24 protein-coding genes and 2 pseudogenes are annotated in these 25863 nt (G+C 70.3%); 15 read left to right on the top strand and 11 right to left on the bottom strand.

All coding sequences use genetic code 11. From position 1 onward, the window contains the following. Positions 1–141: 141 nt before the first annotated feature. A complete protein-coding gene (locus ACIRL2_RS39395) occupies positions 142–450 on the top strand; it encodes a hypothetical protein (RefSeq protein WP_402238883.1) in 309 nt (102 codons plus the stop codon). A gap of 70 nt (positions 451–520) precedes the next feature. On the opposite strand, the gene ACIRL2_RS39390 is transcribed toward ACIRL2_RS39395, so the two are convergent. After that, positions 521–814, bottom strand: coding sequence for a hypothetical protein (locus ACIRL2_RS39390; protein ID WP_402238880.1), 294 nt, complete (start codon positions 812–814; stop codon positions 521–523). 206 nt (positions 815–1020) lie between these two features. Here ACIRL2_RS39390 and ACIRL2_RS39385 point away from each other — a divergent pair, with 206 nt between their 5' ends. The 4 genes from ACIRL2_RS39385 to ACIRL2_RS39370 all read left to right on the top strand — a co-directional run bounded on the left by ACIRL2_RS39385 (position 1021) and on the right by ACIRL2_RS39370 (position 4881). Beyond that, positions 1021–1665 (top strand): RNA polymerase sigma factor, encoded by a 645-nt coding sequence (locus tag ACIRL2_RS39385; RefSeq protein ID WP_402238878.1) that lies wholly within the window; start codon positions 1021–1023, stop codon positions 1663–1665. Further along, positions 1662–2528 (top strand): hypothetical protein, encoded by an 867-nt coding sequence (locus ACIRL2_RS39380; RefSeq protein ID WP_402238876.1) that lies wholly within the window; start codon positions 1662–1664, stop codon positions 2526–2528. The genes ACIRL2_RS39385 and ACIRL2_RS39380 overlap by 4 nt, the downstream gene beginning before the upstream one ends. Before the next feature lie 37 nt (positions 2529–2565). Continuing rightward, a complete protein-coding gene (locus ACIRL2_RS39375) occupies positions 2566–2865 on the top strand; it encodes a hypothetical protein (RefSeq protein WP_402238874.1) in 300 nt (99 codons plus the stop codon). Between the two features lie 792 nt (positions 2866–3657). Next, positions 3658–4881, top strand: coding sequence for a hypothetical protein (locus ACIRL2_RS39370; protein WP_402238873.1), 1224 nt, complete (start codon positions 3658–3660; stop codon positions 4879–4881). 380 nt (positions 4882–5261) lie between these two features. On the opposite strand, the gene ACIRL2_RS39365 is transcribed toward ACIRL2_RS39370, so the two are convergent. Beyond that, on the bottom strand, positions 5262–6002 hold the full coding sequence (locus ACIRL2_RS39365; protein WP_402238870.1) for an alpha/beta fold hydrolase: 741 nt from the start codon (positions 6000–6002) through the stop codon (positions 5262–5264). 120 nt (positions 6003–6122) lie between these two features. Between ACIRL2_RS39365 and ACIRL2_RS39360 the strand changes: the two genes are divergently transcribed. The 3 genes from ACIRL2_RS39360 (at position 6123) to ACIRL2_RS39350 (ending at position 9692) form a co-directional block, all read left to right on the top strand. Then, positions 6123–6347 (top strand): hypothetical protein, encoded by a 225-nt coding sequence (locus ACIRL2_RS39360; RefSeq protein WP_402238867.1) that lies wholly within the window; start codon positions 6123–6125, stop codon positions 6345–6347. A gap of 387 nt (positions 6348–6734) precedes the next feature. Next, on the top strand, positions 6735–7721 hold the full coding sequence (locus tag ACIRL2_RS39355; protein WP_402238865.1) for an RICIN domain-containing protein: 987 nt from the start codon (positions 6735–6737) through the stop codon (positions 7719–7721). Positions 7722–8714: 993 nt separating this feature from the next. Then, positions 8715–9692, top strand: coding sequence for a serine/threonine-protein kinase (locus ACIRL2_RS39350; protein ID WP_402238862.1), 978 nt, complete (start codon positions 8715–8717; stop codon positions 9690–9692). A gap of 325 nt (positions 9693–10017) precedes the next feature. On the opposite strand, the gene ACIRL2_RS39345 is transcribed toward ACIRL2_RS39350, so the two are convergent. Further along, a complete protein-coding gene (locus ACIRL2_RS39345; protein ID WP_026219708.1) occupies positions 10018–10425 on the bottom strand; it encodes a helix-turn-helix domain-containing protein in 408 nt (135 codons plus the stop codon). A 100-nt stretch (positions 10426–10525) separates the two neighbouring features. On the opposite strand from ACIRL2_RS39345, the gene ACIRL2_RS39340 reads away from it, so the two are divergent. Together ACIRL2_RS39340 and ACIRL2_RS39335 are read left to right on the top strand one after the other, a co-directional pair. After that, positions 10526–11470 (top strand): alpha/beta fold hydrolase, encoded by a 945-nt coding sequence (locus ACIRL2_RS39340; protein WP_402238860.1) that lies wholly within the window; start codon positions 10526–10528, stop codon positions 11468–11470. Positions 11471–12448: 978 nt separating this feature from the next. Further along, positions 12449–12691 carry a hypothetical protein gene (locus tag ACIRL2_RS39335; RefSeq protein ID WP_402238857.1) on the top strand — a complete coding sequence of 81 codons (243 nt, stop codon included), beginning with the start codon at positions 12449–12451 and terminating at the stop codon, positions 12689–12691. A gap of 492 nt (positions 12692–13183) precedes the next feature. Here ACIRL2_RS39335 and ACIRL2_RS39330 read toward each other — a convergent pair whose 3' ends face one another. From ACIRL2_RS39330 to ACIRL2_RS39315, 4 genes and pseudogenes are all read right to left on the bottom strand, one after another. Continuing rightward, positions 13184–13537 carry an STAS domain-containing protein gene (locus ACIRL2_RS39330; RefSeq protein ID WP_402238856.1) on the bottom strand — a complete coding sequence of 118 codons (354 nt, stop codon included), beginning with the start codon at positions 13535–13537 and terminating at the stop codon, positions 13184–13186. Between the two features lie 9 nt (positions 13538–13546). Continuing rightward, entirely contained in the window at positions 13547–14806 is a 1260-nt protein-coding gene (locus tag ACIRL2_RS39325; protein WP_402238853.1) for a PP2C family protein-serine/threonine phosphatase, read from the bottom strand. After that, on the bottom strand, positions 14806–15609 hold the full coding sequence (locus ACIRL2_RS39320; RefSeq protein ID WP_402238850.1) for an alpha/beta fold hydrolase: 804 nt from the start codon (positions 15607–15609) through the stop codon (positions 14806–14808). The genes ACIRL2_RS39325 and ACIRL2_RS39320 overlap by 1 nt, the downstream gene beginning before the upstream one ends. A gap of 1122 nt (positions 15610–16731) precedes the next feature. Then, positions 16732–16845: pseudogene (locus ACIRL2_RS39315) on the bottom strand (AAA family ATPase); the annotation flags it as partial. Here ACIRL2_RS39315 and ACIRL2_RS39310 point away from each other — a divergent pair. Beyond that, the gene (locus tag ACIRL2_RS39310; protein ID WP_395870790.1) at positions 16819–17361 is read left to right on the top strand and encodes a hypothetical protein; all 543 of its coding nucleotides are present in this window, start codon (positions 16819–16821) and stop codon (positions 17359–17361) included. The pseudogene ACIRL2_RS39315 and the gene ACIRL2_RS39310 overlap by 27 nt on opposite strands. A gap of 21 nt (positions 17362–17382) precedes the next feature. On the opposite strand, the gene ACIRL2_RS39305 is transcribed toward ACIRL2_RS39310, so the two are convergent. After that, positions 17383–17889, bottom strand: coding sequence for a hypothetical protein (locus ACIRL2_RS39305; protein WP_402238847.1), 507 nt, complete (start codon positions 17887–17889; stop codon positions 17383–17385). Positions 17890–18529: 640 nt separating this feature from the next. Between ACIRL2_RS39305 and ACIRL2_RS39300 the strand changes: the two genes are divergently transcribed. After that, entirely contained in the window at positions 18530–18826 is a 297-nt protein-coding gene (locus ACIRL2_RS39300) for a hypothetical protein (RefSeq protein WP_402238844.1), read from the top strand. A 660-nt stretch (positions 18827–19486) separates the two neighbouring features. On the opposite strand, the gene ACIRL2_RS39295 is transcribed toward ACIRL2_RS39300, so the two are convergent. Continuing rightward, positions 19487–20257: a hypothetical protein gene (locus ACIRL2_RS39295; RefSeq protein ID WP_402238843.1), complete on the bottom strand. Its 771-nt coding sequence runs from the start codon at positions 20255–20257 to the stop codon at positions 19487–19489. A gap of 956 nt (positions 20258–21213) precedes the next feature. Here ACIRL2_RS39295 and ACIRL2_RS39290 point away from each other — a divergent pair. Continuing rightward, the gene (locus ACIRL2_RS39290; RefSeq protein WP_402238840.1) at positions 21214–21495 is read left to right on the top strand and encodes a hypothetical protein; all 282 of its coding nucleotides are present in this window, start codon (positions 21214–21216) and stop codon (positions 21493–21495) included. Between the two features lie 338 nt (positions 21496–21833). Here ACIRL2_RS39290 and ACIRL2_RS39285 read toward each other — a convergent pair. Then, positions 21834–22287, bottom strand: a pseudogene (locus tag ACIRL2_RS39285) (DUF4265 domain-containing protein). A 723-nt stretch (positions 22288–23010) separates the two neighbouring features. On the opposite strand from ACIRL2_RS39285, the gene ACIRL2_RS39280 reads away from it, so the two are divergent. Continuing rightward, entirely contained in the window at positions 23011–23421 is a 411-nt protein-coding gene (locus ACIRL2_RS39280; protein WP_402238913.1) for a RidA family protein, read from the top strand. 505 nt (positions 23422–23926) lie between these two features. After that, the gene (catA, locus tag ACIRL2_RS39275) at positions 23927–24592 is read left to right on the top strand and encodes a type A chloramphenicol O-acetyltransferase (RefSeq protein WP_402238837.1); all 666 of its coding nucleotides are present in this window, start codon (positions 23927–23929) and stop codon (positions 24590–24592) included. On the opposite strand, the gene ACIRL2_RS39270 is transcribed toward catA, so the two are convergent. Then, on the bottom strand, positions 24555–25277 hold the full coding sequence (locus ACIRL2_RS39270; protein WP_402238836.1) for a hypothetical protein: 723 nt from the start codon (positions 25275–25277) through the stop codon (positions 24555–24557). The two genes, catA and ACIRL2_RS39270, sit on opposite strands and share 38 nt — an antisense overlap. Positions 25278–25863 lie beyond the last annotated feature (586 nt).

Genomic DNA, 25863 nt, shown 5'->3' with positions numbered 1-25863 from the left:
GAGCCCACGATGATGGCCCCTGCGTCGGTCTGCTCGTCGAGGGAGAAGAGGCAGACCGGCTCGGCTGTGCGCGCCATCCCGCCATTGGCCACGTTTCGCGCTTGAATGATCACTTCTGGTAGTCGTTCGGAGGAGATCCGCATGCGTTCCACCGTCCGTGCAGCCATGTGCGCCGGATTGTCAGCCCTGTTCCTGTGCTCGGGCGCACCCGGTGCATCCGCCGTGACCCACACGTTCGTCGCCCCGGCGACGGTCGCCGCCGACTGTGCGGTGCTCGGTCCCCAGGGGCCCGGCTGGGCCACCATCGAGAACGCGTGCGATTTCGGCATCAGCGCGTCGGTGACGCTGACCTACGGCCCCTCGCCCGCGTGCATCGACATCGAGGGGGGCGGCAGCCGCCTGATCTTCTGGGGCACCGAGGCAGAGGCGAGCAACGCCTCGCAGTGCTGAGCGGCCCATCCCGGCGGAATGCGTGCGGTGGTGGCCCCGAAACCGGTCGGGTAACGGGGCCGTCGCCGTCTCAGCGCCGGTCACTTCGGCCACGAGGCGGTGTCGTCGTGGGGATACGCCGTCGGCCGGTGGCGATGTCCTCCAGGACGTCGGCGGGCGTGACGTGGGGGTCGGCCGTTTTGCGGGTGGTGGTGGCGGGTGTGGTGCAGGTCCAGGCCCAGCGGATGGCCGCGCCGAGGGTGTAGGTCTCGGTGGCGTCGGTCAGGGTGAGGGGGATGTCGGGCGGGGTGTCCGGGAGTTGTCGGGCGATCTCGGGTGCGGTGGCCTGATCGCCGCCGCCCCGAAACGGGGCTTGCAGGGGCAACAGCCTTGAATGGTGGGCGAGGTCGCGGTCGATGAGGTCGATCGTGTTCGTGGTCCGCGGACTCCGGGCGATTGAGACCGCCCGGAGTCCGCGGATCCCGACGGCGGGCGTGCACGTGGAAGCCGTGACTCCGATACCGGGCGGAGTGACCCGGGTCACATATCGGGAGCGTGTCGGGTGACCGCGGACAGTTCAGGGGCGTGGAGATGAACTTGCGAGCGCGGGTCAGAGACGGTGACCCGTACGCCTTCGAAGAGTTGTTCGCCGAACACGCCAAATCCGTCTACAACCATGCCTTCCGGACCACCGGCGACTGGTCCGCGGCCGAGGACGTCGTCGCCCTCACCTTCCTGGAGGCATGGCGGCTGCGCGGCCGGGTCGACGCCGAAGGCGGTTCCCTGCGCCCGTGGCTGCTGGGCATCGCGGTGAACGTCGTGCGCAACGTTCGCCGCACCGGCCGCCGGCACGAGGCGGCGCTGGCCCGGATGCCGCACGACCGGTCGGTGCCGGACTTCGCCGATGACCTGGTGGGGCGGATCGACGACACCGAGACCATCGCGAAGGTCCGGCGGTCGCTGGCGACACTGCGCCGTTCGGAACGCGAGGTGTTCGCGCTGTGCGTGTGGGCGCGCCTGGACTCGGCGTCCGCCGCCGAGGCGCTCGGCATACCGGAGGGCACGGTGCGTTCCCGGCTCTCCCGGGGCCGCGCCAAGCTCAAGCGCATGCTCGGCCCGCAGGCGCAGGACGCCCCGCTCTCGCCCCGCGAAGCCGCACCGCACCCCGTCCCCGCATCGCGGCCCCCGGGCCGCCCGACCCCCGCGGCCGCCCGGCCCGGAAAGGACCTCCGATGACGAACAACCCGACCGACACCGACGCGCCGGTACGCGCAGAGCTCGGCGCCATGTTCCCGGCGCCCGCCGAGCGCAGCCTGCCGCACGACCGGGCGCGGGCGATGTCCGCGGCCCTCCTGCGCGAGTTCGAGGGCGCGGCCGTCGGCGGCCCGGCCACGGCGGCGAAGTCTCGGCGCAAGCGCCTGGCGTGGCGCGTCGGTGCGCCCGTCGCGGTGTTCGCGGTCGCGGGGGCGACCGCCGCCGCGGTGCTGATCGACGACTCGCCGGTGCGCCCCAAATTTCCGACGCAGGCCTCGTGTTCCTACGAGTACACGGCCAAGCCGAAGTTCGCTTACGCGGCACACATCGAGGCCGGCCAGACCCCGGAGGAGGCGTGCGCGCGGTACTGGCCGGACATGACCGAGACCGCGCGCCGGATGTCCCTGCCGGGCAGCGACGCGCCCGACGCGGCCACCGTGCCGGCCCTGGTCGCGTGCACCGCCAAGGGAAGCCGCGACCTGATGGTCGTGCCGCAGCCCACGGATCGCAGCCCGCAGGACGCGTGCATCGCATTGGAGATGGGTGTGCCCGACAACGACGCGACCTACCACGGCGCGACGATCGAGCAGGTGCGGCGCCTGGCCAGGCTGGTCGGCGATCACGAGGGAAGCCGCCTGTGCATGACCGTCGCCGACGCCCGCGCGCTCGCCGAGCGGTCCCTGGCCGAAGTCGGCATCGTCGGCTGGGACGTCGAGTACACCCGGGAACCGGGCGTGACGACCGGCCTGGCCTTCGCGGTGGCGGACCCGGACGCGGGCGCGGTCCTGATCCGCGACCTTGTTGCGCCGGGCTCGGCCTGCACGGGGACGCAGAACGCCAAGTAGCCCCGCCTGCGGACACCAACGTGTTCATCGATGCCCCGTGCGGCGCCCGAATCGGGTCGTCGACAACCTGCTGGACCCGGGAAAGGCGGGTTGGATCAGTCCCCGGCGCACGGACACGCCCGACACCGAGCGCATTGGCTCGGTCGCGGTCGTGGTCGCTTACCCCGGCGCCGGCGCCGGCGCCGTCGCCGTCGCCGACGACGAGGCGGTCGAGGTCGCGAACGCGACCGGCTGCGGCCTCGGCGGCTCGGTCTTGTGCGCCGACCTCGAATCGCGCAGATATCTCCTCCGGGTGAGTTTCACGGATCCGAACCGGGCCTGGCTCCCGACCGGTTGACGGCGATCGTCGCCTCACCGAGCCGGGACGCCTCCTGAGCCCGACGGACCCGGGTGGGCTCGTGATCACCACCTCCGGACCGGCCACGCGAGGGGCTTCCCTTCGCGTGGCCGGCCACCCGAACCTCCCGGCCACCCGAACCTCCCGGCCCCCCGAACCTCCCGGCCGGCCCGCGCTCCGCCGGAGCCCCGATTCCCTTATGTGAGCGCCCTGTTGCCCCCGCGCGTGTCGGCCAGGGCTCACTTCGTGCTGCCCGAAAACACCCGCCGGCCACGACACCGCATCGCGCGGCCTTGCGCAACACCGCCTCGCCTCGGGCGCTGCCTTGCGTCGTTGCGCACTCACCCGCCTTGCAGGCGCACCGGACGACCTGGTGCGGTGGTGGTTCCGGCGAACCCGGGACAACACAAGCCACACGGCGATGCATCCACGGCTGTGCTCGGCGCCCTGCCGAGCGACGTCGGGATCAGCCGCTTCGCCGAACGCGATCACAACGTCGTGCGCTGGACCGAGGTCGTGCGCGGCGGCAACTTCCTGTCGATGGAACACCCGACCGCGCTGGTCAGGACGTCCGCGCGTTCTTGCCGATGTGCGCGCCGGCCCGGCGGGTGGAAGGCTTTCGGCGGCTCGGCGGCTCGGCGGCTCGGCGGCTCGGCGGCTCGGCGGCTCGGCGTGGTCCGCCGGGTCAGCGGGGCAGGAGCCGAACAAAAGTCACTCCCGGGGGCAACGGCAGCTGCGGGTCGGACAGTAACAGGGGGACGGGCAATGGCTGCCCGGTGACTGGAGAAAACGATGCGTGTCCTGTCCCGCAGTGCACCTCTTGTTGTGCTGATCCTGAGCCTGAGCACGGTGACGGCCCCGGCGGCCCCGGCGGGGCCGCCGCTGACGCCGTGGCGGACGACCGAGATCAAGCCCGGTGACGTGATGGTGCACGGCCTGGCGTTCGACGATGCCGGCGGCGGCGTAGGGGCCGGCCGCGCCTACATCCGCGAGAATGGTCGTGTCGTCGACAGTGTTCCCGCGGTCCTGTCCCGCGACCGCGACACCGGCATGTGGCGGCAGTCGACGGTGAAGACGCCCGGGGCGGGGGTTTCGCTGCGGGACGTCGACCTGGCCTCCCCGGATTCCGCCCTGGCCGTCGGGACGTTCGACCCCGTCGCCGGCGGATTCCCGACCGCCGTCTCCCGCAAGGACTCCTGGGACGCGGTCACCGCACCGGCTCCGCCCGGGATCCGAAGCGGCCTGCTCGCGGACGTGGACGTGGTAAGCGCCACCGATGCGTGGGCGGTGGGGACCGTGGACTACGCGGAGGAGGGTCCGGGAGGGTCCCCGCCCCAGCAGCCGATCGTCGAGCACTGGAACGGCGAGGCATGGACGCGGACACCGCTTCCGGAGCCGAAGGTGGAGGGCTGGAGCGGCTTCGGCGCGGTGGCCGCCGTCGCACCGGACGATGTGTGGGTGGCCGGCCACGCATACGAGGGGCAGGCCCCGCCGCTGGCGCACTTCGACGGCGGAACGTGGCAGTACGTGCCGCTGCCGTTCGAGGGGAACAGTCTGTGGGCCGGGGTGACCTCGCTGCTTGCGCGGAGCCCCCAGGACATCTGGGCGCTCGGTTTCATGCAGGACCCAACCGCCGGCGAAGAGCGCCCCCTGCTTTGGCACTTCGACGGGCGGAAGTGGACGCAGGCCGCCGCACCTGTGGAAGACATGCGCGTCATCAAGGCAGTGGCGACCCCGACGGGCATAGCCGCGCTGACGATGCACCGCAGCGAGGGGTACGAGGTCTACACCATCACCGGAGACCGGTGGACCCGGCTGGCACTGCCGAAGGCCCCCAAGGGCGAGGCGCAGTGGCCCACCGCCATCGCGTACGACAACGGCCGGCTCACGGTCGCCGCAGCGGGCCTCGCGGAGTCCCCGGACGGTTCGGCGCCGATCCGGGCCCTGTTGTTCAGCACGCGCGTCCAGCCGGTCGCGGCGCCGTCGTCCCCCCTCGCATCGCCCGTTGGTGCGTGAGCACGTCGAACGAGTCGGCACCCGGGGCGGGTTGCCCCGGGTCGGCCGTGAACCAGCCCCGACACCGGCAGGCGAGTCCGGCCCTTCGGCTGTGTCGGCGTATTCATGCTGAACGCAGGATCTCGCACAACGCCCGCCGATCCGGAACACGAGGCCGCCCCGGCACCGACTCGGGCAGCAACGACTCGATCAGGAATCGGGATCGATCAGGCTGTGAACGAGGTTCCACCTTGCTGCCGCGGCGCGGTGGTCTGATGGCACTTGGCTGACGCGCCGGTTGAGACGGACCGGGACATGACCGTCGACTACACGCCGGTTGTGGGCATGGGGGTGGGCCGGGCCCACCCCCAAGCCCACAACCGGTATGCACCGCCGAGGGGTCAGCCGGCGATCTCGTCGAGCAGCGCCGCGAGTTCCGCGGGTCGCGAGAACATCGGCCAGTGGCCGGTGGGCAGCGCGCGCGTGTCGATGGACTCGGCCTTGACGAGTTCGGCGAAGAAGGGGTGCTCGGCCGCGATCATGGCCTGAACCTGGTCGAGGGGGAACGTGCACGTGATCAGGTGCGCCGGCACCTTCAGGCGAGCCTCGTTCGAGACGCGCACCGGGCTCGCGGCCACCGCGTACGGCTGCGGCACCGCGCGTGCCCGCAGCGCGGCGAGATCGGCGTCGGAGAGGCCGTCGAGCACCTCCGGGTCGGCCGTCGGGTCGAACGCGTTCGTGTATCGCCCGTCGCCGCGCTCGGCGGCCTCCGCCTCGGCGCGCGTGCGCTCGGCCGGATCGATCACATCGAGCAGGGCGGTGCCGTCCCCGACCGGGCCGGCGTCGACGTAGACGATCCGGGCGATCCGCTCCGGGATGGCGTCCAGCGTCTCGTACGCGGGGAACGAGCCGCCCGAGTGGGCGACCAGGACCACGTCGGTGAGATCCCGCGAGGTGATCTCCTCGATCAACGCGCGGGTCTGGGTGGCGAGATCGACGCCCGTGACGTCGGTGCGGTCCGCCTCCAGACCCGGCAGCGTCACCGCCGTGACGTCGTGCCCGGCTGCGCGCAGCAGACCGGCCACGTCGTCCCACGCCCACGCGCCGAGCCAGTAACCGGGGACAAGAACGATGTTCGCCATGGTGGTTCTCCTTCGATCGTCGTGCCGACAAGAACAATCTTGGAGCCCATACCTGACAAGTAATGTCATGTACGGGGACGGAGTCGTCAGATGGCGGGGTCGCCCTCCCCGAAATGTTTCGTGGAAGGTCCGGACAAGTTCGTCCGCAACGCGATCGCGGCCCGCCCGGACATTCCTCCGGGACTGCGGGAGCGGATCGTGGCCACCCCGCAGACCGACAATCCCGTCGCGGAGTGGGTCCTGGCGTACCGCCGCGACTCCAACGTGGGAGGCACACCGCCACCGGTCCCGCCGATACTCACCCGGGAACAGGCGGAAGCACTCCTGGCCCGAACCGACCTGTAGACCCTCGACACACGATTGCCGGTCGGTCACTCGACGGCGGACACGGCCGGGGTCGGGCAGGCGTGCGTGCTCGCTCCGAAGATTTTCGCGGGGCGAGGAGGCGCACTTCGACAATCGGGACGCATTGGCCGATTCCCGTCCGCCGTCGCCGTGGAACGGTCTGCCGGGCCCTTCCGGGAGGGGTCACCGGCACACCGGCGCGCTCCCGCGGGCCGGCGCAGCCCGCCGCGGATTGCCCCGGTCGCCACTCCTCCGCGCCGACGCCGTCTGCCGCCTCGACACCGGCCCGGGAAAAAATTTCGGCGGACCTTGAGAGATTCTGCTGCGCCTGGCCACGTCCTCTCCGAACGGGCCGCTTTCGGCGGCCCCTCGCCGAAGGGACGGCCGATGAACGAGCAACTACGGCGGAGGCGTCGCGTACCGCGCTCCGCTTGCCTGTGGGCGGCAGTGATGGCCATGCTCCTCGCCCTGATGACGACAGCGGGCGCACCCCCCGCCTCCGCGGCCGACCAGCCGCTCTGGCCCACCGCCGGCTATCTCGGTAGGCCAGGCTCCAGCGCGGTCGCGGAAGTGGAGAACTCGTCGGTGGCATCCGGCACCGGGGTGCGGCTCTGGCCCTTCCACGGCGGGCAGAACCAGCGCTGGCAGTTCCTCCCACGCCCCTCGAACCGCTACACGTGGCAGATCATGGCCTCGCACAGCCGCATGTGCATGGACGTCGAGGGCGGCAGCCGCGCCCCCGGCGCGCGCGTCCGGCAGACCCCGTGTCACAACGGCTCCAGCCAGGCATGGGAGCCGTTCGTCGTCCGCTACGACGGCTGGGGTCAGCCGCTTTACCGCCTCGTCAACGACAACAGCCACCTGTGCCTCGAAGCCGCCGCCCCGCTCCCGGAAGGCGCGTCCCTGCACCAGGCGCCGTGCGCCGCCGAGAACGCCCAGGAGTGGTCGATGACCCGCCCGGTGAGCAATCCGGTGAGCGGCAGGGTCATGGACGTGTGGTACGCATCCACCACCTCCGGAGTGCCGGTCTGGCTGTGGGACTTCGTGGCCGGCCCCCACCAGGAGTGGTATGCCCACACCCTGCCCGACGGCCACGCCTCCCAGTTGGTGGCCACCCACTCCCGCAAGTGCCTGGACCTCGAAGGCGGTTCGACGGCAGCTGGTGCCACGCTCGTCCAGCAGCCGTGCGACACCCGTCGCGCCGGCCAGCGCTGGGTCGTCGAGGTCACCTCCTGGGACATCCACCGCTACGCGATCTATCGCATCCGCAACACCACCGCAAACCGTTGTCTGACGGCACCCACCATCGGCAACGGGACACGCCTGGTCATCCTCGACTGCAACGGCACGTCGAGCCAGGAGTGGCGGATGTAGCCCCCACCGGGCCCGGCGTCGCGCACCCGGCGCGGGGGGCTCTCACAGGCCCTGACCGCCCATTCCGCGCCTCGCATGGTCGGCGGGTGGGGTCCTCCCCACCCGTCGACCGTGATTTCTCCGGCTGCCTCACGGCTCGGTCGGAGCGGCCGTCTCGCGGCGGTGTGCTTTCCTCGGCGCCGGCCCGGCAGGCCCGCGACTTGCGGTGAGGGCCGTGGAGGCCGCGCCTTCAGGGCCCGGCGCCGGCGCCGATGGTGGTCGGGGCTCGTGATCCTGTACCGCGCCACCTTCCCCTCGGTGGCCCACCGCTGGAAGCCAATTTCTCCCCGGCCCGGGCAAAGCCCCCCGTCTGCACCGGATTTGGCACCGGATTGGCATCGGACCCCGGATGGCGGGGCGGCCACCCGCGTGCCGAGGGGGCGACTTCATGGTGTTGCCGCGTCGAGTCGGCGCTCCGACCGGGAAGTCTCGGATCCATGGCTGTTCGGCCGTCGATGTCCGGCCGCTCGGGAGATGCGGCCACGGTCTTATGGGTCCGAACAAATACTGGGTCTGATGTGAGTATCGGCTTGTTCCGTCGTTGGGCATGGTGTGCGCAGAAGTGAGTCGCGTTCGTGCGTAGCTTCGGACGAACTATGTTTCCTGATCGGGCCGTTGCTGCCCGAGCCGGCGCCGAAGGCAGTGCCCGGAGGTCCACCGCCCAGTGCCCTCTACCTGTTTGCGAAAACCCCGGCAACGCCCCGCTCGGATCGCGCGGGACCAATACGCCTCGTCGACCGGCACCACATTCGGTGTCGACCGGCACCACATTCGATGGGCTCTGAGCCGGTCGATTGTTCGGGGCATTCGTAGCCGGACCGTGACCCGGGAGAATGCGGGCGTGTCACCGGCCCGGCCGGCACCAGGCGAGCCTGGTGCGCACCGGGGTCGTACCATTCCCGAGCGGAGAGTCCGGGTCGGCTTCGGGCGTGGCAACGGGGGTTGCGTGTGCGGGTGTTGGCGGGTCGGTACGAGCTGGTCCGGTTCGTCGGGCGGGGCGGCATGGGGGAGGTCCGGGAGGGGCGGGACCGGCTGATCGAGCGGCGGGTCGCGGTCAAGCTGCTCCCGCACGCGAAGGCCGACGCCTCCGGTGCCGCGTTGTTCTTCCGGGAGGCGCGTACGGCGGGGGCGCTGCACCACCTCGGTGTGGTCACCGTCTATGACCTCGGCCAGGACGAGGGGGACGGTTCGCTGTTCCTGGTGATGGAGTTCGTCGAGGGCCGCGACCTGGCCGCGGTGCTCGACAAGGAGGGGCCTCCTTCAGTGGGCACCGCCGTGGGGTGGGTGGCGCAGACCGCCGCGGCGCCGGCCCGGGCGCACACCGCAGGGATCGTCCACCGGGACCTGAAGCCGGCGAACCTGATGCCCACCGTCGAGGACCAGGTCAAGATCCTGGACTTCGGGATAGCCCGGTTCGTGGAGTCCACGAACCGGTCCAGCGCGGTGATGGGCACCCTCGCCTACATGCCGCCCGAGCGCTTCGACGAGCAGTCCGGGGATGCCCGATCGGACCTGTACTCGCTGGGCTGTGTCCTGCACGAACTCCTCACCGGCAGCGTGCCGTTCCACGCCACCGGCCCGGTCTCGATGATGAACGCCCACCTGCGGAGGACGCCCACGAGACCCGGCGAACACCGCCACGGCGTACCCACCGAACTCGACAACCTCGTCTTCGCGTTGCTCGCCAAGGACCCCCGGGACCGACCCGACACCGCCGACGAGGTACACCGACTCCTGCGGAATGGCAGACGGCCTTTGAGGCGGCCCGTCATGACGAGTACGACAACAGGCTCGGGATCACCGCGGAGTTGCCCGCTTCGGAGTGGGGGTTGCGATCCGGAGCAGCTGACGTCAGGCGAGTTCGAGGAGGTCTGGGACATCGCGCCTCGGCGGATAGCGACCCGGTCGTCACGGCCGCTGGAGCCGGTCTGAAGAATTGCCACCCGTGCTGGGACAAACGCGTCTGGCCACGGCGCGAGACAGCCAGAGAACCAGCTGGTCGGCGCGACGAGTGGCAGTCTCGTCCTACCTGGACCACCCGACCCACTCCACCCGTCCCTGTCGCGGATTCTCACTGCGTCACGCACTGAGCGACTGTCCTTTGACAGCGAACCCAGTCGCTGCTTTCCCGTCGCGGTCCGGTTGGCAGATTCGCAATGCTTCGCGTTCAGGGTGGCCGATTCGTACTGGCTGGATCTGCTTCGATCGGGGGGCGACCCCTGCTCGTGAGGTGCTCTGTGCCGGCTTGTGGGTGTGATCAGTCGTCGGCCGTGCGTTCCTGGCTGCGCTGGTTTGCGCGGTCGACCTCGGCCATGTGTTCCTCGGCCCACTCACGAAGCCTGGCCAGCGGTTCTTCCAGTGTGGTGCCGAGTGGGGTGAGCCCGTAGTACACGCGTGGTGGCACTGACGCTTCCACCCGACGGCTGACCAGGCCGTCACGGGCCAGCCCTTGAAGGGTGACCGACAACATCTTCTGCGAGACGCCGGCCATCCTGCGCTGTAGTTCCGCGAAGCGCACCTCCTGCGGAGACGCCTCGGCCAGCACTTTGATGGTCATGGACGTCCACTTCGTGCCGATCCGGTCAAGCAGACGGCGGGTCGGACACTGCGGATCGAACAGATCCCCACGATTCCCATGAGGGGGGCGCCGCGTCGAGGAGGTCACCTGGAACTCACCACCTGTGGCAGAAGTGCGGTCTTGGCCCCTTCACCATAGTTACCTATCGTTTTGTTGTCACCATTCGTAACCACACAGGGGGATCGCCGTGCCGGCTGCACCGCGCCACATACCCAATCGGCCGTCAGGCATCGAACTACGGCGGGTCACGGCCAACGGCGTCGACCTCAACGTGGCTCTCGCCGGCGAGGGACCGGCCGTGCTGCTGTTGCACGGCTTCCCGCACACCTGGCAACTGTGGACCCATGTCCTGGACGGCCTCGCCGGGCAATACCGAGTGATCGCACCGGACCTGCGAGGAACAGGCGCGAGCACGCACGCAAGGGACGGCTACGACGCCGGAACGCTTGCAACCGACGCCGAAGCGCTACTCGACGCTCTCGGGGAGAGTTCGGCGTCCGTGGTCGGCATCGACGCCGGAACCCCACCGGCCTTTCTTCTTGCCATGCGCCGCCCCGACCTCGTCCGACAACTCGTGGTCATGGAGTCACTTCTGGGCACACTTCTGCCGGGCGCCGAGGAATTCCTCGCCCACGGAGCACCGTGGTGGTTCGGCTTCCACGCGGTACCCGGCCTCGCGGAAACCGTACTCACCGGACACGAAGCCCAGTACATCGACTGGTTCCTGCGCACGGGCTCCAACGGAGAGGGCGTGGATCCCGCCGTCCGAAACGCCTTCGTCCACGCGTACACCGGGGCCGAGGCCCTGCGCTGCGCCTTCTCGTACTACCGCGCACTGCCCACGAGCAACGAACAGATCCGGGAAGCCGCCGATACCGGCCGGTTGACCGTACCCACCATGGCCATCGGGGCCCGCCCTGTGGGCAGAGCCCTCGAACAACAACTGCGGCCGCTCGCCGATCAACTCGTCGGCCACATCATCGACGACTGCGGCCACATCATCCCACTGCACCGCCCCGAGAGGCTGCTCAGCCTTCTGGAACCGTTCCTGGCCTCGCCGTTGCCAACCCTCGAGCCTCGCACGGACTCAGGAGCCGCTCTGCCCGCGCCTATGCCGCCATCGGGCACGTGACTTCCGTGGAAGCCAGGCCGTATGGGAAATCCGAAGGGCATCTTCTCAAAGGACCTGGAACCCGGCAGGTCAGCGGCCCATCATCCGCCGAATGCAATGCGACAGGGCACGAGGCGAGGCCATTGAGCCTTTGAAGTCACCACTGCAAGGACGCCGGAACCGAAGGACAAGTCGGATACTGGAGGCGCGAATTGGGGGGCACGGTCCTGGCTGAGCTCTCGGCGGCTGCGGTGAACGGGGACGACGTGCGGGGGTGGTCAGCGGCGGAGGGCTTCGACGGGTTCGACGCGGGCCGCGCGCCAGGAGGGATACAGGCCCGCGATCAGGCCGGTGACTCCAAGCCTGTCCACCCGTCGATTCCGGGACGGGTACAACCCGAACACGCGGACACCGCCCCACGAATCCCGGCGGGCCGGGGCATGCTCGCCGACGGCACCGGCGTCGAAGTCACCGACGACCTGTTCGACCGGCCCGACCCCCGGAGCGTCATGCCGGCCGTGCGGAGTGCGTTCGTCGCCGACGACCACGGCGCCGGCCGATGCCTCGCGGGCCGACAACAGGTCCCTCGGTGGCAGCGTCCTCCCACAGTCCGCCCGCGCGCACGTACTGCTGGAATACGGCGCTGTTCGCTGTGTCCAAGACGGCTCGCGCGGTTTGTCGGCGCGTCTACCTGATTTGGGACGGCCTCGGCGGCCCGGATCAGGCGAAAAGGGAGACACCGGACGCGGTGGGCGGCATCGGCCATGCGCCGGGTTCTCGGCGATCCTGGCCGTGGCCTTCGTGATCGACCGACCGTGGACGATGTCCTGGTGGTCGAATCGCCACGAGGTCGCGAACCTCGCACCCGCGTGCGAACCGATCCGGGGACCGGCGGCCCGCCTCGGGCTCTACCACGAATTGGTCTGGCGCCCCGGGGGGCCCAGAAGCTCGACCGGATGTGACGCGGAATCGGAGGACGGCCGCCGCCTCACGCTCGCTGTGCTTCACTTCGAGCCGACCTACGGCTGGGGCCCGTCCGCGACGGGATCCGCGCGCGAATGGTTCGACCGCGAGTCCGAAGCCGAAGCCCGGAAGAACGCCTCGCCGGTGCCCGGGCTGGGCGACGAGGCGTACTTGAAGCGCTCCAGCGACATGGTCACGGTGACCGTGCGTCGCGCGAACGTGATCCTGACAGTCACCTACCTCACCCCCGGGTACCGCCCGAACAGGCCGACCGAGTAGCCGCCGACGCCGAACGGCCGGCCCGGGAGGTCACCGCCGGTGTCCGAGTCGGCTGAAACCGGGACCGCACGGGCGGCTCTTCGGCGACCAAGCGACCACGAATCCGCAGCGGCTTGCCTCCGACCTGGTCGCGGCCGAACGCGGGGTGGGCGCCGACCATTCCCGTGGTCTGCGCCGGCAGCCCGCCCGGGTCGTCGGGCACCGCACTGCCTCTTCGTGGCACGGGGCGAATGCGGATCGACGCCGTGGTGACCTCGTCGTGGATGCGGCCGGGTTCGCGCGCGGCGGAAGGGCGTGCGTTGCCTGGGGATGTCGGGTGTTCGCCGGTCCCCTCGAGGTGCGCTCCGCGTCGGCACGGGAACCCGGAACGTGAGACCCCAGGATTGTGCGGTGGAGCACAGCAAGCCGGACCGGCCGTTGGACAAGGGCGACCGGCCGCCCGGGAACGGCGACGGCGGCGTACCGAAACCCGAGGCCCGCATTCGGGCGGGATCAGCACGTGGCGGAGCGCGGGGCGGTGGCCGCCGGGGCGTGCGGGTGGATGGTGAACACCCGGTCCAGACCGACCATGCGCAGGATGCGGGCGGTGTTGTCGGGGACCGCGGCCAGGGCTATGCCGCCGTCGTGTTCGATGGCCAGGTTCCGGGCGGCCAGCAGGGCGGTGATGCCGCTGGAGTCGCAGAATTCCAGACCGGCGAGATCCAGGACCAGAAGGTGCCCGGCGGCCAGGGTGAGGCCGTCCACGGCCAGGCGGAGTCGGGGTGCCGTGGCATGGTCGAGGTCACCGGTGATCTCCAGAACGGGACCGGTGGCGGCGTCGCGGGCGGTGATCGTCAGCGGGCTCATCTCGGGTCTTCACTTGCGGGGGGCGGGCACGCCGAGGGCGAGCAGGGCGGTGTCGTCGTCGAGTCCGTTACCGAAGCCGGCCAGGAGGGCGGTCAGGGCGCCGATCAGGGCGCGCGGGCCTGCGGGCGGCTGGGCGGCGGCGAAGGCGCGCAGGGCGTCCTCGCCGTAGAGTTCGCGCTCGGGTCCGATGCGGGCCTCGGTCAGGCCGTCGGTGTAGAGGAGCAGGGTGTCGCCGGGGAACAGCCGGGTGTGGGCGCTGGTGAACTGGACCTGGGGCAGGACGCCGATGAGCATCCCGCCGGGGGTGGGGAGATAGTCCGCGGTGCCGTCCGCGCGTTGGATCAGCGCCGGGGGGTGGCCGCCGGAGGCCAGGTGCACGCCGACGTGGTCGCTGCCGGGGTCCAGGACGCCGAAGATGGTGGTGCAGTAGCGGGTGTCCCCGCTGGTGTAGCGCTCGTGCAGCACCGTGTTCAAGGTGGTCAGCACGGTGACGGGATCGGGGTCGTGCAGGGCTGCGGCGCGCAGGGTGTAGCGGGTGAGCGAGGTGACCGCGGCGGCCTGGGGGCCTTTGCCGCACACATCGCCGAGGAAGAACGCCCACCGGTCGGCGCCCAGGGGAAACAGGTCGTAGAAGTCTCCGCCCAGCAGGTCCGGGGACGCCGTGTGGTAATGGGAGCCTGCCTCCAGGCCCGGAATCGCGGGCAGCGCGGCGGGCAGCAGGTTCTGTTGGAGGACGGCGAGGGCTTCCTGGAGCCGTATGCGGTCGGCCTCCGCCTGCCGACGGGCTTCTTCGGCCGCCTTGCGTCCGCGCAGCAGCTCGGCCTCGTAGGCGCGGCGGTCACGGGCGTCGAAGACGGTGGTGCGGATCAGCAGCGGCTCGCCGTCCTCGCTCACCTTCACCTTCGAGGTGACGAGCACGGGCATGCGCTGTTTGCCGGCGCCCCTGATGTCCAGGGCGATTCCGCTGACCTCGCCCTGCATCTGCAACATCGGCGCGAAGTGCGTCTCGTGATAGAGCCTGCCGCCCACGGTGAGCAGGTCGGCGAACCGCATGCGGCCCACGACCTGGGAGCGTTCCAGGTCCAGCCACTGCAGCAGCGTGGTGTTGATCTTCGCGATGGTGCCGTCCATCAGCGTCGACAGATATCCGCACGGCGCCTGCTCGTACAGCTCCTCGGCACTGTCCTCCAGCAGCGAGGTGAATACCGCGTCCGTGGCGTGCGCGTCCTGCTCCTCGCCTGGCTCGGATGCTTGGTCGGTGCGGCACATCACCGGCTCGCTCCGACGAAGTCGATGATCGACCCCGCGGTGGCCTGTGGTGCGCTCAGCTGCGGGCAGTGCCCGGTCGCCTCCAGCGTCACCAGACGGCTGCCGGGGATCGCGGCGTGGACGTAGGCGCCGACCTCCCGGGGAGCGATCACGTCCTGCTTGCATTCCAGCACCAGTGTCGGCAGGGAAACCGACTCGAGATCGGCGCGGCTGTCGGACAGGAAGGTCGTGCGGGCGAAGACCCGGGCCATGTCCGGATCGGTCGCGCAGAACGACGCCGTCAGCTCCTCGCCGAGTTCAGGGCGGTCCGCGTTCCCCATGATCACCGGGGCCATCGCCGCCGACCAGCCCAGGTAGTTCGACTCCAGCGACTCCAGCAGCTCATCGATGTCGTCGGCGCTGAAGCCGCCCCGGTACCCGTCCTCGTCGATGTAACGGGGCGAGGGGGCGACCATCACCAGACGGGAAAACCGCTGTGGTGCCTTTGCCGCCGCGAGAACCCCGACCATCGCGCTGACCGAATGCCCCACGAAGGTCACATCGTGGAGGTCCAACTCGTCACAGACCTCCAGCACATCCAGCGCATAGCCCTCCAGCGAGCTGTAGCGCCGCTCGTCCCAGGCCGACGGGTCCGCTCGCCCCGAGCCCACGTAGTCGAAGAGGACCACCCGGAAGTCCTCGGCCAGAGCGGGGAGCACCAGACGCCACATGTTCTGGTCACAGCCGAACCCGTGTGCCAGCAACAGCACCGGCCCGTCCGCACGGCCGGTGACGGTGATGTTGTTCCTGTGGCGGATATCCATACCCGCCAGTCTCGCATCACTCTCCCCACTCGACGCAGGGGCTCGGGCGTCTCGCCTCGCTGTGTGACGGTCGTGCCGACCGAGGTGGCAACGGGCGGCCCCGCCGGACGCAGGTGGTCCTGCGCAGTGTGGGCTTCGTAGCCGGGGATGTCCCGTGCGACAAGGGTCACGGTTCCCGAAAGATCCGCCCGTACCTGCGACGGCGAAGCATCCCGCTCGATTCCCGAGCGGCGTGACGGGAAGACGACCGTCTTTGCAAAGGAGAACGCGACGGATGCCCACCCCTGCTCGATCCCGGGGCTTACACACTCTCCGGCGTTGCCGTGCACCCTTGGCGCGCTTTCGACGCACGGTGGCGCCCGCCGCGCCCGCCGCGCCCGCCGCGCCCGCTCCCCGGGACGCGGGGTCGGTCGCGTCCGCCTGGCGGTGCCGGGGTCCTTGGGGTCGACGCCCGTACGGGGTTTCGCTGTGGTCGGACGTTCACCGTCGAAAGATGCCCGGCCGGCCGCGCGAAACTCGGCCGGGGGACTCGAACGCCTCGATACCCGTGTCCCGTTGGCCGGTTGGCGTTGGGCCGGGCGGTGCATGGTGGTGGTTGGTGAGGGGCGCGTGCCGAGTCTTTCTTCCCCGAGGACCCGGCCCGCGCCCGAGGGTTTCATACCCGGGCGTCGAGGGGTTCATGGGTCGCCCGTTCCGGTGAACTCCGGACGCGCCGCGTTCTCGCCGAACGGGAAGGGCGATCGGTGGACGTCACGATGGCGGCCCGAGCCCTGTGAGTTCGGGTGGACCGCTCGACCCGGTGGCTGTTGTTCGGGGGCGTCCGGTGCGGGGGCCGGGTACGGGGGTGGGTCCGCCCGCGCCGGGTGGGCGGGCGCGCGATCCGGGCCCGCTGCTCGCCTGCGCTTCGGTCGAGCGTGGTGCGTGGTGGGTTCGGCGCCGTCTCGCCCCCGGGCCGGGGAGAACGAAAGGACCGGAGGCTCACGTCGGACAAGGCCCCCCGGCCTGTTTCTCTTCCCGGGCCGGGGCAGCCCCGATCCGCAGTTTGGTGCGGAAGTCGGGGTCGTTCCTGTCTCGTGGGAAGTGGTGGGCCGGGGTGCAGGGAACGGCGTGCGGCGGCGCTTTTCCAAACGACTCAGCGGAGGCGGCGGCGACGCTGTTCTCGTCCTCGCGTTCGGTCAGGACCTGAAACAGCAACTCGTCCCCGCGCCAGTGCAGTTCCATGTAGTCGAGTTCGTCTTCGAGGGCACGGGATTGGCCTGCGTGGCCCGGACCGACGCGGCCGAGGCGATCCGCCGCCTTGAGGCGACACCCGCATCGGCCGACATCATCGACGCGGCGCCGGAGGATCCGCACGCCGTCGAACGGGACGAGATCCTGCGGATCGTCGGTGTGACGTCCGTGCCGGGCGGCTGCGCCGTGACCCAGCCGTGGGGTTACGCGCCGAAGATGCCGGGCGTGCCGACCCGGTTGTCGGTGGGAACCGTCTGTTACGGCCTCTACGCCAACCCCAAGAGCGGCAACCAGGGCGCGATCGCGCGCGACGGGGCCATCGAGGGCTGGGACCTGCATCCGGGCGGCGGACCGTACGAGGACGACACCCCCGAGGAGGTCTTGGCCTCCTACCTCCACCAGTACCACGCGGTGGCCTTCACCTGCGCCTTCGCGCGACTGCGCCCGACGGGACCGCGGGCGGTCGTCGGACCCCCCGACCGGTGGGTTCGATTGCCGGAACGCGACTTCTGGAAACATTGACACCGGTGAGGCCGAACAACCTCACCATCTGCGCGGATCGGCGTCACCGGTGGGGTCGACGCCGAAGTCTCGGGCGTCCGCGGTCCGTTGGACCCGGTCGCGCGTCGGCAGAGCCGCGATGTCGTCGCGTTGGCAGGCGTCGATCACGGCCAGAGCCTGAACCCTGGTCCAAGCCGCACACGCCTCGGCGAGTTCGGCGAACTCCGCGCCCCGGTCCAGTGAGGCTCGGCGGACCGCGTCGGCGAGCAGGCTACCGGGCCGTTCGGACCATGACCGGTCGATCCGAATGGTGCGTACGAGCACGCCCAACCACTCCCACCGGGCCCCGGGCAGCGGCGACACGCTCCGCAACTCGGCCGCCAGAAACGCTTGCAGAATGTCGCCCGGGACTATTCGGCCGGCCCTGCCGACTCGGAAGAGCAGCACCGCCGGCATCGAAACGCTGTCCTCATATCGCAGAAAGAGTCGACTGATGCCGGGCCCGCCGAACTCGGCCGGGCCGCTCGTGGGGCCGGGATCGGGCGCCATCGGACGTCTCCTCGAAGTGAAGGCCCCCGCGCCGAGGGCGTGTTCGGCCGGCTCACCCGGCCGGCTGCGCCGCACGGGTTCCGCGACCGTCTGCACGATGATCCCGCGTCCGTCGGACACATCGAGCCCCTGAACCGATCACGGTTCGGCCCGGCGCATCCCGGCGGCCGTCCGCGAGGCCGCTCACGGATGCGGGATATGGTCGAGGACGCGCAGCATGCCCTCGCGTCCTGTGTGTGGCTGTGGCCGGCTCCCGGCCGCGCCTGCCGGTTCCCGCCTCGGGCGCCCCCGTCCCTCGCCCGCAGGCGCACCGGTACCGGTGGGTTGTCTGTGGCCTGGCCGCGCGGAGAGGCGCATTCCGGCATCGTGATGTCTTCGCACGCAGTCGCCCTTCGCTTAGCCTGTGGCAGTTCGCCCATGCGGTGGCACCTGATGCGGCCGCGGCGCCGGTCCGTCGTTCGCGCCGTCGCTGATCGAGCAGGCACGGGACCGGAACCCGGGTTTCCTGGCGGTGCTGTGGGTGACGGGTGTGCTCAAGGTGACCGGCGGATTTCTGGGTTTGGCGCTGGTGCGCCGTCGCGCCTGGGGCGGCGGCATGGAGCGCCTCGTGCATTTCGCGGCGTGAGGCGCGGGCGCGGGAGTGCTCCTGGTCTGGCACGGCGCGGAGTTCGTGGTGCACGGGCTGCTCGATCGGGCCGACCTCGTCGACATCGATCCCGAACTGCGGTCGGTCAGCCGCTGCTACACGTTTTTGTGGGGGCCGTGGTTCGTGGCCGGCGGGGCCACCTTCGTCATCGCCGCACGCGCCCACCTGGACAACGTCACCGACCGCCGCGCTGCCCGTACCGCGGGCACGGTCGGCGGCGTAGGTGCGCTGGTTCTGTCCGCGCCTTTACCGTGGGAATCGGCTGAGCGTCGGAGCCGCCCGCAGGGTTGAGCCCCGCCGCGTCACCCTCGCCCAGGCGAGGAACGCGGGCTGGTCGCGCGCCACGGCCGCCCCGACGTGTGACACCCGACCCGCGCCCGCGCCGGACGGAACGCCGTCGCGGACCGGGTTGCCGGTGCCCGCGGGCCGAGCGGGGCGGGGCCCGTCAGTCTCGTTGTGCACGGTACGGGCGCGGTGGTCCGCAGTGCCCCACCTGGCGCGTCCCGCTCCGCCTTGGTCGGCCGCCGGACGGCAGGTGCGTGCTGCCGGATCCGGTTGAGGCCACAGGTCGCCCCGCGGGGCTTCAGTCGTGTGGTGGGCGAGCATGTCCGTGGGGCGCATTTCGAGTTCGTGCCGGCGCGGATGGCGTGCTTCACCGTTCGAACATGCCGAGCACGAACCGGAGTCACCCACCGTGGGCCCCGGCTGCCCGGCGAGTTCAACTGTGCCAACCCGCCGCGCTCCGACGGGGAGGCGACGACGTGCCATCCCGCCCTGGGATACGCGCTCCGGCCGTGATCTGCCCGAACGTCCCCAGGATGGGACATCGGCGGTGTGAGTGGCCATCAGCGACCGGAGTCGCGTATCGCCTGGCAGGCCCTGCCGTGAACGACGGGCGGGAGGCGGGACGGCGGAGCGGGCGGCGATGTCGGTCGTACCCGCTCAGCCGGCCTATGTGTGCTGTGTCGCCTCGCGTGCCTCGGTGAGGGCTCGCTGCCTGAGGTCGCCGCCGAACAGCTGAATCGTGGTGGCGGCAAGGATGTCATCCCTGCCGATGGTCCGCCCGTCCCCCCTGCGGGCGGAGTAGGCGTGGGGGGAGTCCTTGAGAAACGGGGGCGAGGCCGGTTCACCTGAAATCGCCAGGGTGACCGCGCCGAAGCGTTTGACCCCGCCCTCCCGGACGACCATGGCCGCGTCCCGGGCGAGGTCCGTCAGGAACACGCTTGCGATTCCGTCCAGGTCGCGGACCATCGCGGGGACGGCCGTCGCCCCTTGGCTCCGCAGCAGCTTCTTCACCCCGGCCTCGAACCTGTGGGCGCCGACCACAGCACTCGGTTTGCGCGACCTGCTGCGCTTACGAGAAGGCACGATGACACCCTCGGCGTCATATAGGACACCGGTCAGCCCTCGAAACGTCGGGCTGTGGTGGTACCACGTGTCGCCCACCTCGAGTTCGATGTTCCGGCCGATTGCCGAGACAAGGTCCCCGGGAACCAGCTTCTTCCGAGCTTCCTCCGCCGCTGCTCTCCTCGCGCCGTCGATGATCTCGCTCAGTACTGTCCACGTCACCGACGCGGCGGCCCACGCGGCCGACCGGGAGACGTGCATCGGCGTCACGTCCCTGAACACCGCTTTGACGAGAGAAGGCTTGAAGGGCGAGATACGCATGACCGAGGCGGTCTCGGGACCTCTGTGCTCGGGGCGTGCGGGCTGTGCGGTCATCGGAAGAAGTGCTCCCTGCCGTCGTAGTTGTCACAGGGCCACACTTCACCACGCAGACCCGACACCAGGACCACCGGTGCCGACCGGCCCGACCCGACCAGCCCGAACCCGGGAACAATCGCCATCAATTCCCATGGCCCGCCATGGGAGCAGACGGAACCCGCGGGATGGAACGCTCATGGAGAGCAGTTCTTCCACCATGAGCATGAAGAGTGGCACCGGGAACACTGTGTATCGGCGATCGGAACCGCTCCTCCGGCACAACACCGTTCGCATCCTTATCGATCACCTCGCCCCTCGACGGATCATCGGACCTGTCGAGGCGGGAGGCCTGGGAGTGCCGGTACTTCGCGGCATGCAGGGCACCACGGCCGTCGTCATTCGAGGGAATCGGGCCTATGTGACCAACGGACCAAACCTGGCCGGGAACGACCCGACATTGATGCTCGTGGAACTGCGCCGGCGCTGACACGTCTCTGCGGGATGGGCCACCCCGAGCGGTGCCCGGTCGACCAGGTTCGCGAAGGCCCGGGCGCGGTGCGGGACGTGGGGCGCGGAGACCGGTCCCGGGGTCGCGGCGGAGCGGGTGCCGCAGGTGCCGGCCCCCGACGACGGTGACCAGGTCTGTCCGCGGCTTCGGGCAGGTGCAGTCGGGCGGTGGTTGCCCCGCTCCATCGGTACACGACGAGCCATCCCCGCAGGCTCCAGAACGGGTCCGGGTACTCCACTCCACGAACTGCCGAAGTCCTGTGCGTGGGGCGGGATTCGCCCTAGGGTTTACCAGAGCACTGCCTGCCACCTCTCCGCCGGGCGCGCCCCGCACCTCGGGTGCCTCGGTCCATTCGAACGGTCGCGCCCCGAGCGGGACGCCGGCCTCGCCGAATCGTGCTTTGCCGCGCCCGGTGCCCGAGCCCTCGGCCGGACGGGTGCGTCACGGGAAAGGGGACGCCTACGCCATGAGCAACTCCGATAGCTCCGCCGTCCGGGTAGGCGCCTCCGTCGCAGCCTCCCTCTGGGGCGCGGCCGTCGTGGGTGAACTCGTCTACGCTCTGATCCGGGCCGAGGACACCTTGGTATGGGGCCTGTTGAACGTGTACTTCGGCGACGGCAGGACCGATATCGCGATATCCCTCGATGTGTCTGCGGTCCTGTTGTGGCTCGGTGGGACCCTCTTGTTCACCGTCGTCACGGCCATTGCCCGCAGCGGGGGTTCCGCCGGTGGACACGGGGAGTTCTGAGACACCGCCCGCGCATCGTCCCCGGTGCTCGCCTCCCTCGGCCGATCCCGGGTGGGGATCCGCTCGGCTCGTGTGCCACTGCGCCCGAGGCCGCCCGGACTGCCGGCACCGACTGCCGGACACCGAATGCCCCTTGCCCACGCACGGCCCCGCGTTCGCCCCCGACCAACCCGTCGCCCGATTCGATCCGGATCCGCCCGAAGCGGTCGACGTGCCCGTCGGCGGCGAACCGGTGCGGCGGGCACGTTCGAGCCTCTTGCATGGCTTCGCGCCGTTCGGTGCGGTTTGGGAGCCGGGTGTCCGGTCCGCAGTGTGGCGGGGAAGCGGGGCCGTTGCCTCTACGCCTTCCGCCAGGCGTCGTTGACGCAGCCCTCTTCGACGTGCCACCAGCCTTCCGCCCGACCTCGAACAAGCAGGGCTTGATGCCGCCCATTCCGCGTCGGCCCGCACATCGAACGCGACCAAGGGGAAGTCGTCGCCGAACGCCGCACCGCCCGGACCGAACGGCGCGAAGCGCTCATGGACGGCCTTCGCGCCGGGCCCGAGCGGGCCGCTCGGCACCGGCAGGATGCGCATGGTGCAGCCGCCGGACGCCTCGACCCGGCCGACGGCCCAGTGCAGACCTTCGTGATCGCTCACGAGCCGCACGACGTCGCCCTGGGCAACGCCGCCCTGAAGGAACGGCACGTTCTCGATACGCGCGGTGTCGTCGCCGACCCGGACGGCCCACAACACTTCCCGGTCATGAGGCAGCCACCCCTCCCGCGGCACGAACCGAAACCAGACCTTCATCCGCCCTTCCGCCGCGTCGACGTCGCCTTCGTTCACCTGTGCGACCCCGGCGTCGTTGCGCCCCTCGACGTCGCCCTCACGACTCTCGCCCCGGGGCCGGGCGCTCCCGGGGCCGGGTCCGATCTGCTGGAGGAGACCGCCGGGCCCTGCCCGACGACGCGAGCGACCGGCTCGTCGACGTCGCCCTGGAGGTGTGGCGCACTGCCCTCGACACCGACCTGCCCGCGGAAAGGCTCGCCGGCGCCGGGGCGTTCGCGCACGCCCGCGCGCTCGACCCGGCCACGTGGGTCGGCCTCGCCGCCCGCACCGCCGCCACAACGCTCCCCGACGCCTCGCCGGTCAACGCCGCCCGGGCCGCCGAAAACCCGGACAGTTCCGCCGCGTTCGCCCTGCTCACCGCGCTCCTCAAGGGCGTGCACGCCACCCACTGGCACACCGAACGCGTCCGCGACCATGCCCGCGCCCTCCTCGCCGCGGACACCCCCACGTGTCGGAACCGACCGGGCGCTGTTGCGGAACACGCTCATCGACAGCCGGCTTCGTTGATCTCCAGGAACAGCGTTTGTCGATTGGTTCCGGAGTCGGTTGGTGATCATGCGATTCATGAATGTCGAGCAGAAATGATGGCGTTGCCGTGGGGGCGGCGACAAAAGGGAAGGCGGAAGCCGCCGGGATGCCGGCAGGATGTCCGCGCTCAGCACCCAAGGGAAAGGCCCCACGACCGTGGCTCGTGCCATTACTTTGATCCGCTCCGCCTCCCTGTCCGACGTCGCCGAGTACGCCTACGCTGCCACGGCGCCCGCCGAGTCACGCCTGATCTTCCTGGCCGGGTCATGTCCGCTGAACGATGACGGTTCCACGGCAGCGATCGGGGACTACGCGGGCCAGGCAGCGAAAGCGATCGAGAACATGCAGGCCGCGCTTGCTGCCGCGGGTGCGTCGCTCCAGGACGTCATCAGCACAAGGGTTCTCGTCGCATCGGCCCGGCGGCAGGACCTGGTGGCCGCCTGGCAGGTGGTCCGGGACTCGTTCGCCGACCATGACGTCCCCAGCACCTTGATGGGCGTCACCGTGCTCGGTTATCAGGACCAACTCGTCGAGATCGAGGCCATCGCCGCCGTGCTCGATTCTTGAGACCCGTTCAAAGGACACCGCAAACGCGGGATGGCCGGCCGTCCGGCACGCCGTGCTTGCGCTCAAGCTCCCGCATCGACATACCCCCGCGATGGTCACGCCGGATCGCGCGCGTGCAGCTCGGCCTTCGACATCTGCGGCATGACCAGCACCTTTCGCCAAGAGCATCTCGATGCTGCGCCGGCAAGACATGCCATGTCTCCCAAACTCATCAACATCACCCGACCGTGGTTCCGGGCGCCTCCCAAACCCATCGACAAGTGACGTCACTACTGCTCGATAAAGCCACGAGGGCGTACTCTCGCCGCCGGCGAGCGTGATGGAGGCGCGGCCCTTCGTTGCCTCCCGCCCCTGTGGACGTTTGTTTGTGGCAGTCGTCGGATGTCGGGCCGTGGCCCGTTTCGCGCCCGGGGGAGGCGTTGATCGGCCACCAGCCCTCCGTTCGAACCCGGGGGTCCCGATGACCGGTTCCGGATCAAGTCCCGACGGCCGGCATGATGCGCAAATGGATGCTCCTACCCCGATCGACCTGGACATTTGGCCGCGCCGCCAGCACTTCGAGCATTACCGTCGGGTCGTTCCGTGCACGTATTCGATGACGGTGGAGCTCGACGTGACCGCGTTCGCGGCGGCGCTGCGTCAATCGCCGCGCAAGTCCTACGTCGCGCAGGTCTGGGCGCTCGCCACGGTCGTGAACCGGCACGACGAGTTCAAGATGTGCCTCACCGGGGCGGGCGAGCCGGCCGTCTGGCCTGTCGTGCACCCGGCCTTCACGGTCTTCAATGCGGAACGCGAGACGTTCGCTTGCGTGTGGGCCCCCTACGATTGCGACTTCGGTGCGTTCCACGACGTCGCCGCTCCCCTTCTCTCGGAGCACAGTCTCGCCACCGAGTTATTTCCGCAGGGGGCGCCGCCGACCAACACATTCGATGTGTCGAGCCTGCCGTGGGCATCCTTCACGGGGTTCAACCTCAACATCGGCAACGGCTGGGACCACCTCGCGCCGATTTTCACGCTCGGCCGCTACACCGAGCGAGCAGGTCGGGTTCTTCTCCCTCTGGCAGTGCAGGTGCACCACGCCGCCGCAGACGGGTTCCACTCGACACGCCTCGTCAACGAGCTACAGGCCCTGGTCACAGATCCCACCTGGCTGGAGAGCCCGAAGCCCTGAATCCGAACGACACAGCCCCGAGACGGGGCCCGATGGCAACCACGCGTGACCGGGGGCATGAGAGGTTGCCGCCCGGAGTACGGCGCGGGCCGACTACCGGGTACGCGAGGGCGTTCCACCGATCTCGTCGAGCCGGACCGTGCGCTACGCGACGGCACCGCCGCGCCGGAACCCCGGCCGAAGCAGAGGCCACCGACTTCAATCCGGCGTGAGCTCGGGTCACCGTACGCCCGCGCTCCACCGCCGCGTGGAGCGCCCGGTGGTGGACGCGTGGTACGTACACCGGCAGCACCGGCAGCACCGGCAGCACCGGCAGCACCGACAGCACCGACAGCACCGGCAGCACCGGCAATCCGGCCCGTGCGTGTTCGGGGGCGTCGACCGCGTGACGTACCTGCAGGGCGAACGGCTCCGTGAACTCCCGGACCGGCAGACCCACGAACCCCGTGTCGACGGCCAGGGGTTTGCCGACGCGGGGTGTGTGGGGTCGTCCGGCGAGGCGGCGTTCGCGCGTGGCCTCGTCCCGCAGGCGCTCCCACGCCGTGGCCGGTTTCGCCACGTACGTGTAGCCGAGGCGGGCGGCCTCGTGCTCCAACCACGTCACCAGAAACGCGAACCGCAGCGGGTCGGCCGGTACACCGCGTCCGTTGAACCAGTCGCTGAGCACGGTGGCCCTCAACGCCACCGGCGGCTGCTGCCCGGCTCCCCGTCGGACCGATCTCGCGTACGTGGGTGATCCGGCCCGTACGTACAACTCCCTCAGCAAACAGGCCGGTTCCGCCTTCGCTCTGCCGCCCGCATCGCCCGCCACGAACGCCCACCTTCGACTCGTCCGGTCCGGATCCGGTCCTGACAACCGCCGGAAAACGCGCACTCCGCAACCCAGCAGCCCGGAGACGGTTACCCGGTCTGGGGGCGGTTGCCGGAAAAACCTCCGTGGGAGCCCGAGGGGAGGACACGAACGCGCCCGGGGGTTCGCACCCACTCGGGGAGACCACCATGAGCGCAGACCAGCCCACCACCGGCCCTGCCATCGCGACCCGACGCCGCCTGATGCGACCCGCCGCTTCCTCGCCGCAAGCGCGATCCGCGGCCTCGCCACCGATGCCGGCAGCGCCGCCGGCGGCAGAATCGTCATCGCCGAGGTTCGTGTCGAGAGCGGGAGGAACCTCGGTGATGAGGCCGCCGGGTAAACCTGGACCGACGTCAGCTCGTGGAACCCTAGGTGCCGCAGCTTGTGCCCTGGAGGGGCGGGGACCGGGTTGGGTAGG

The organism is Embleya sp. NPDC127516, from assembly GCF_044765325.1.
GTDB lineage: Bacteria > Actinomycetota > Actinomycetes > Streptomycetales > Streptomycetaceae > Embleya.
The sequence above is the reverse complement of the archived record's forward strand: the minus strand, read 5'-3'. Positions and strand labels throughout refer to the sequence as shown.

Coding starts and splice junctions, on each gene's coding strand:
- ACIRL2_RS39305 (WP_402238847.1), bottom strand. CDS start 17,889: ATGGCGCCCGATCCCGGCCCCACGAGCGGCCCGGCCGAGTTCGGCGGG.
- ACIRL2_RS39365 (WP_402238870.1), bottom strand. CDS start 6,002: ATGGCGAACATCGTTCTTGTCCCCGGTTACTGGCTCGGCGCGTGGGCG.
- ACIRL2_RS39330 (WP_402238856.1), bottom strand. CDS start 13,537: ATGAGCCCGCTGACGATCACCGCCCGCGACGCCGCCACCGGTCCCGTT.
- ACIRL2_RS39325 (WP_402238853.1), bottom strand. CDS start 14,806: ATGTGCCGCACCGACCAAGCATCCGAGCCAGGCGAGGAGCAGGACGCG.
- catA (WP_402238837.1), top strand. CDS start 23,927: ATGGATGCTCCTACCCCGATCGACCTGGACATTTGGCCGCGCCGCCAG.
- ACIRL2_RS39380 (WP_402238876.1), top strand. CDS start 1,662: ATGACGAACAACCCGACCGACACCGACGCGCCGGTACGCGCAGAGCTC.
- ACIRL2_RS39370 (WP_402238873.1), top strand. CDS start 3,658: ATGCGTGTCCTGTCCCGCAGTGCACCTCTTGTTGTGCTGATCCTGAGC.
- ACIRL2_RS39320 (WP_402238850.1), bottom strand. CDS start 15,609: ATGGATATCCGCCACAGGAACAACATCACCGTCACCGGCCGTGCGGAC.
- ACIRL2_RS39355 (WP_402238865.1), top strand. CDS start 6,735: ATGAACGAGCAACTACGGCGGAGGCGTCGCGTACCGCGCTCCGCTTGC.
- ACIRL2_RS39290 (WP_402238840.1), top strand. CDS start 21,214: ATGAGCAACTCCGATAGCTCCGCCGTCCGGGTAGGCGCCTCCGTCGCA.
- ACIRL2_RS39395 (WP_402238883.1), top strand. CDS start 142: ATGCGTTCCACCGTCCGTGCAGCCATGTGCGCCGGATTGTCAGCCCTG.
- ACIRL2_RS39385 (WP_402238878.1), top strand. CDS start 1,021: ATGAACTTGCGAGCGCGGGTCAGAGACGGTGACCCGTACGCCTTCGAA.
- ACIRL2_RS39295 (WP_402238843.1), bottom strand. CDS start 20,257: ATGACCGCACAGCCCGCACGCCCCGAGCACAGAGGTCCCGAGACCGCC.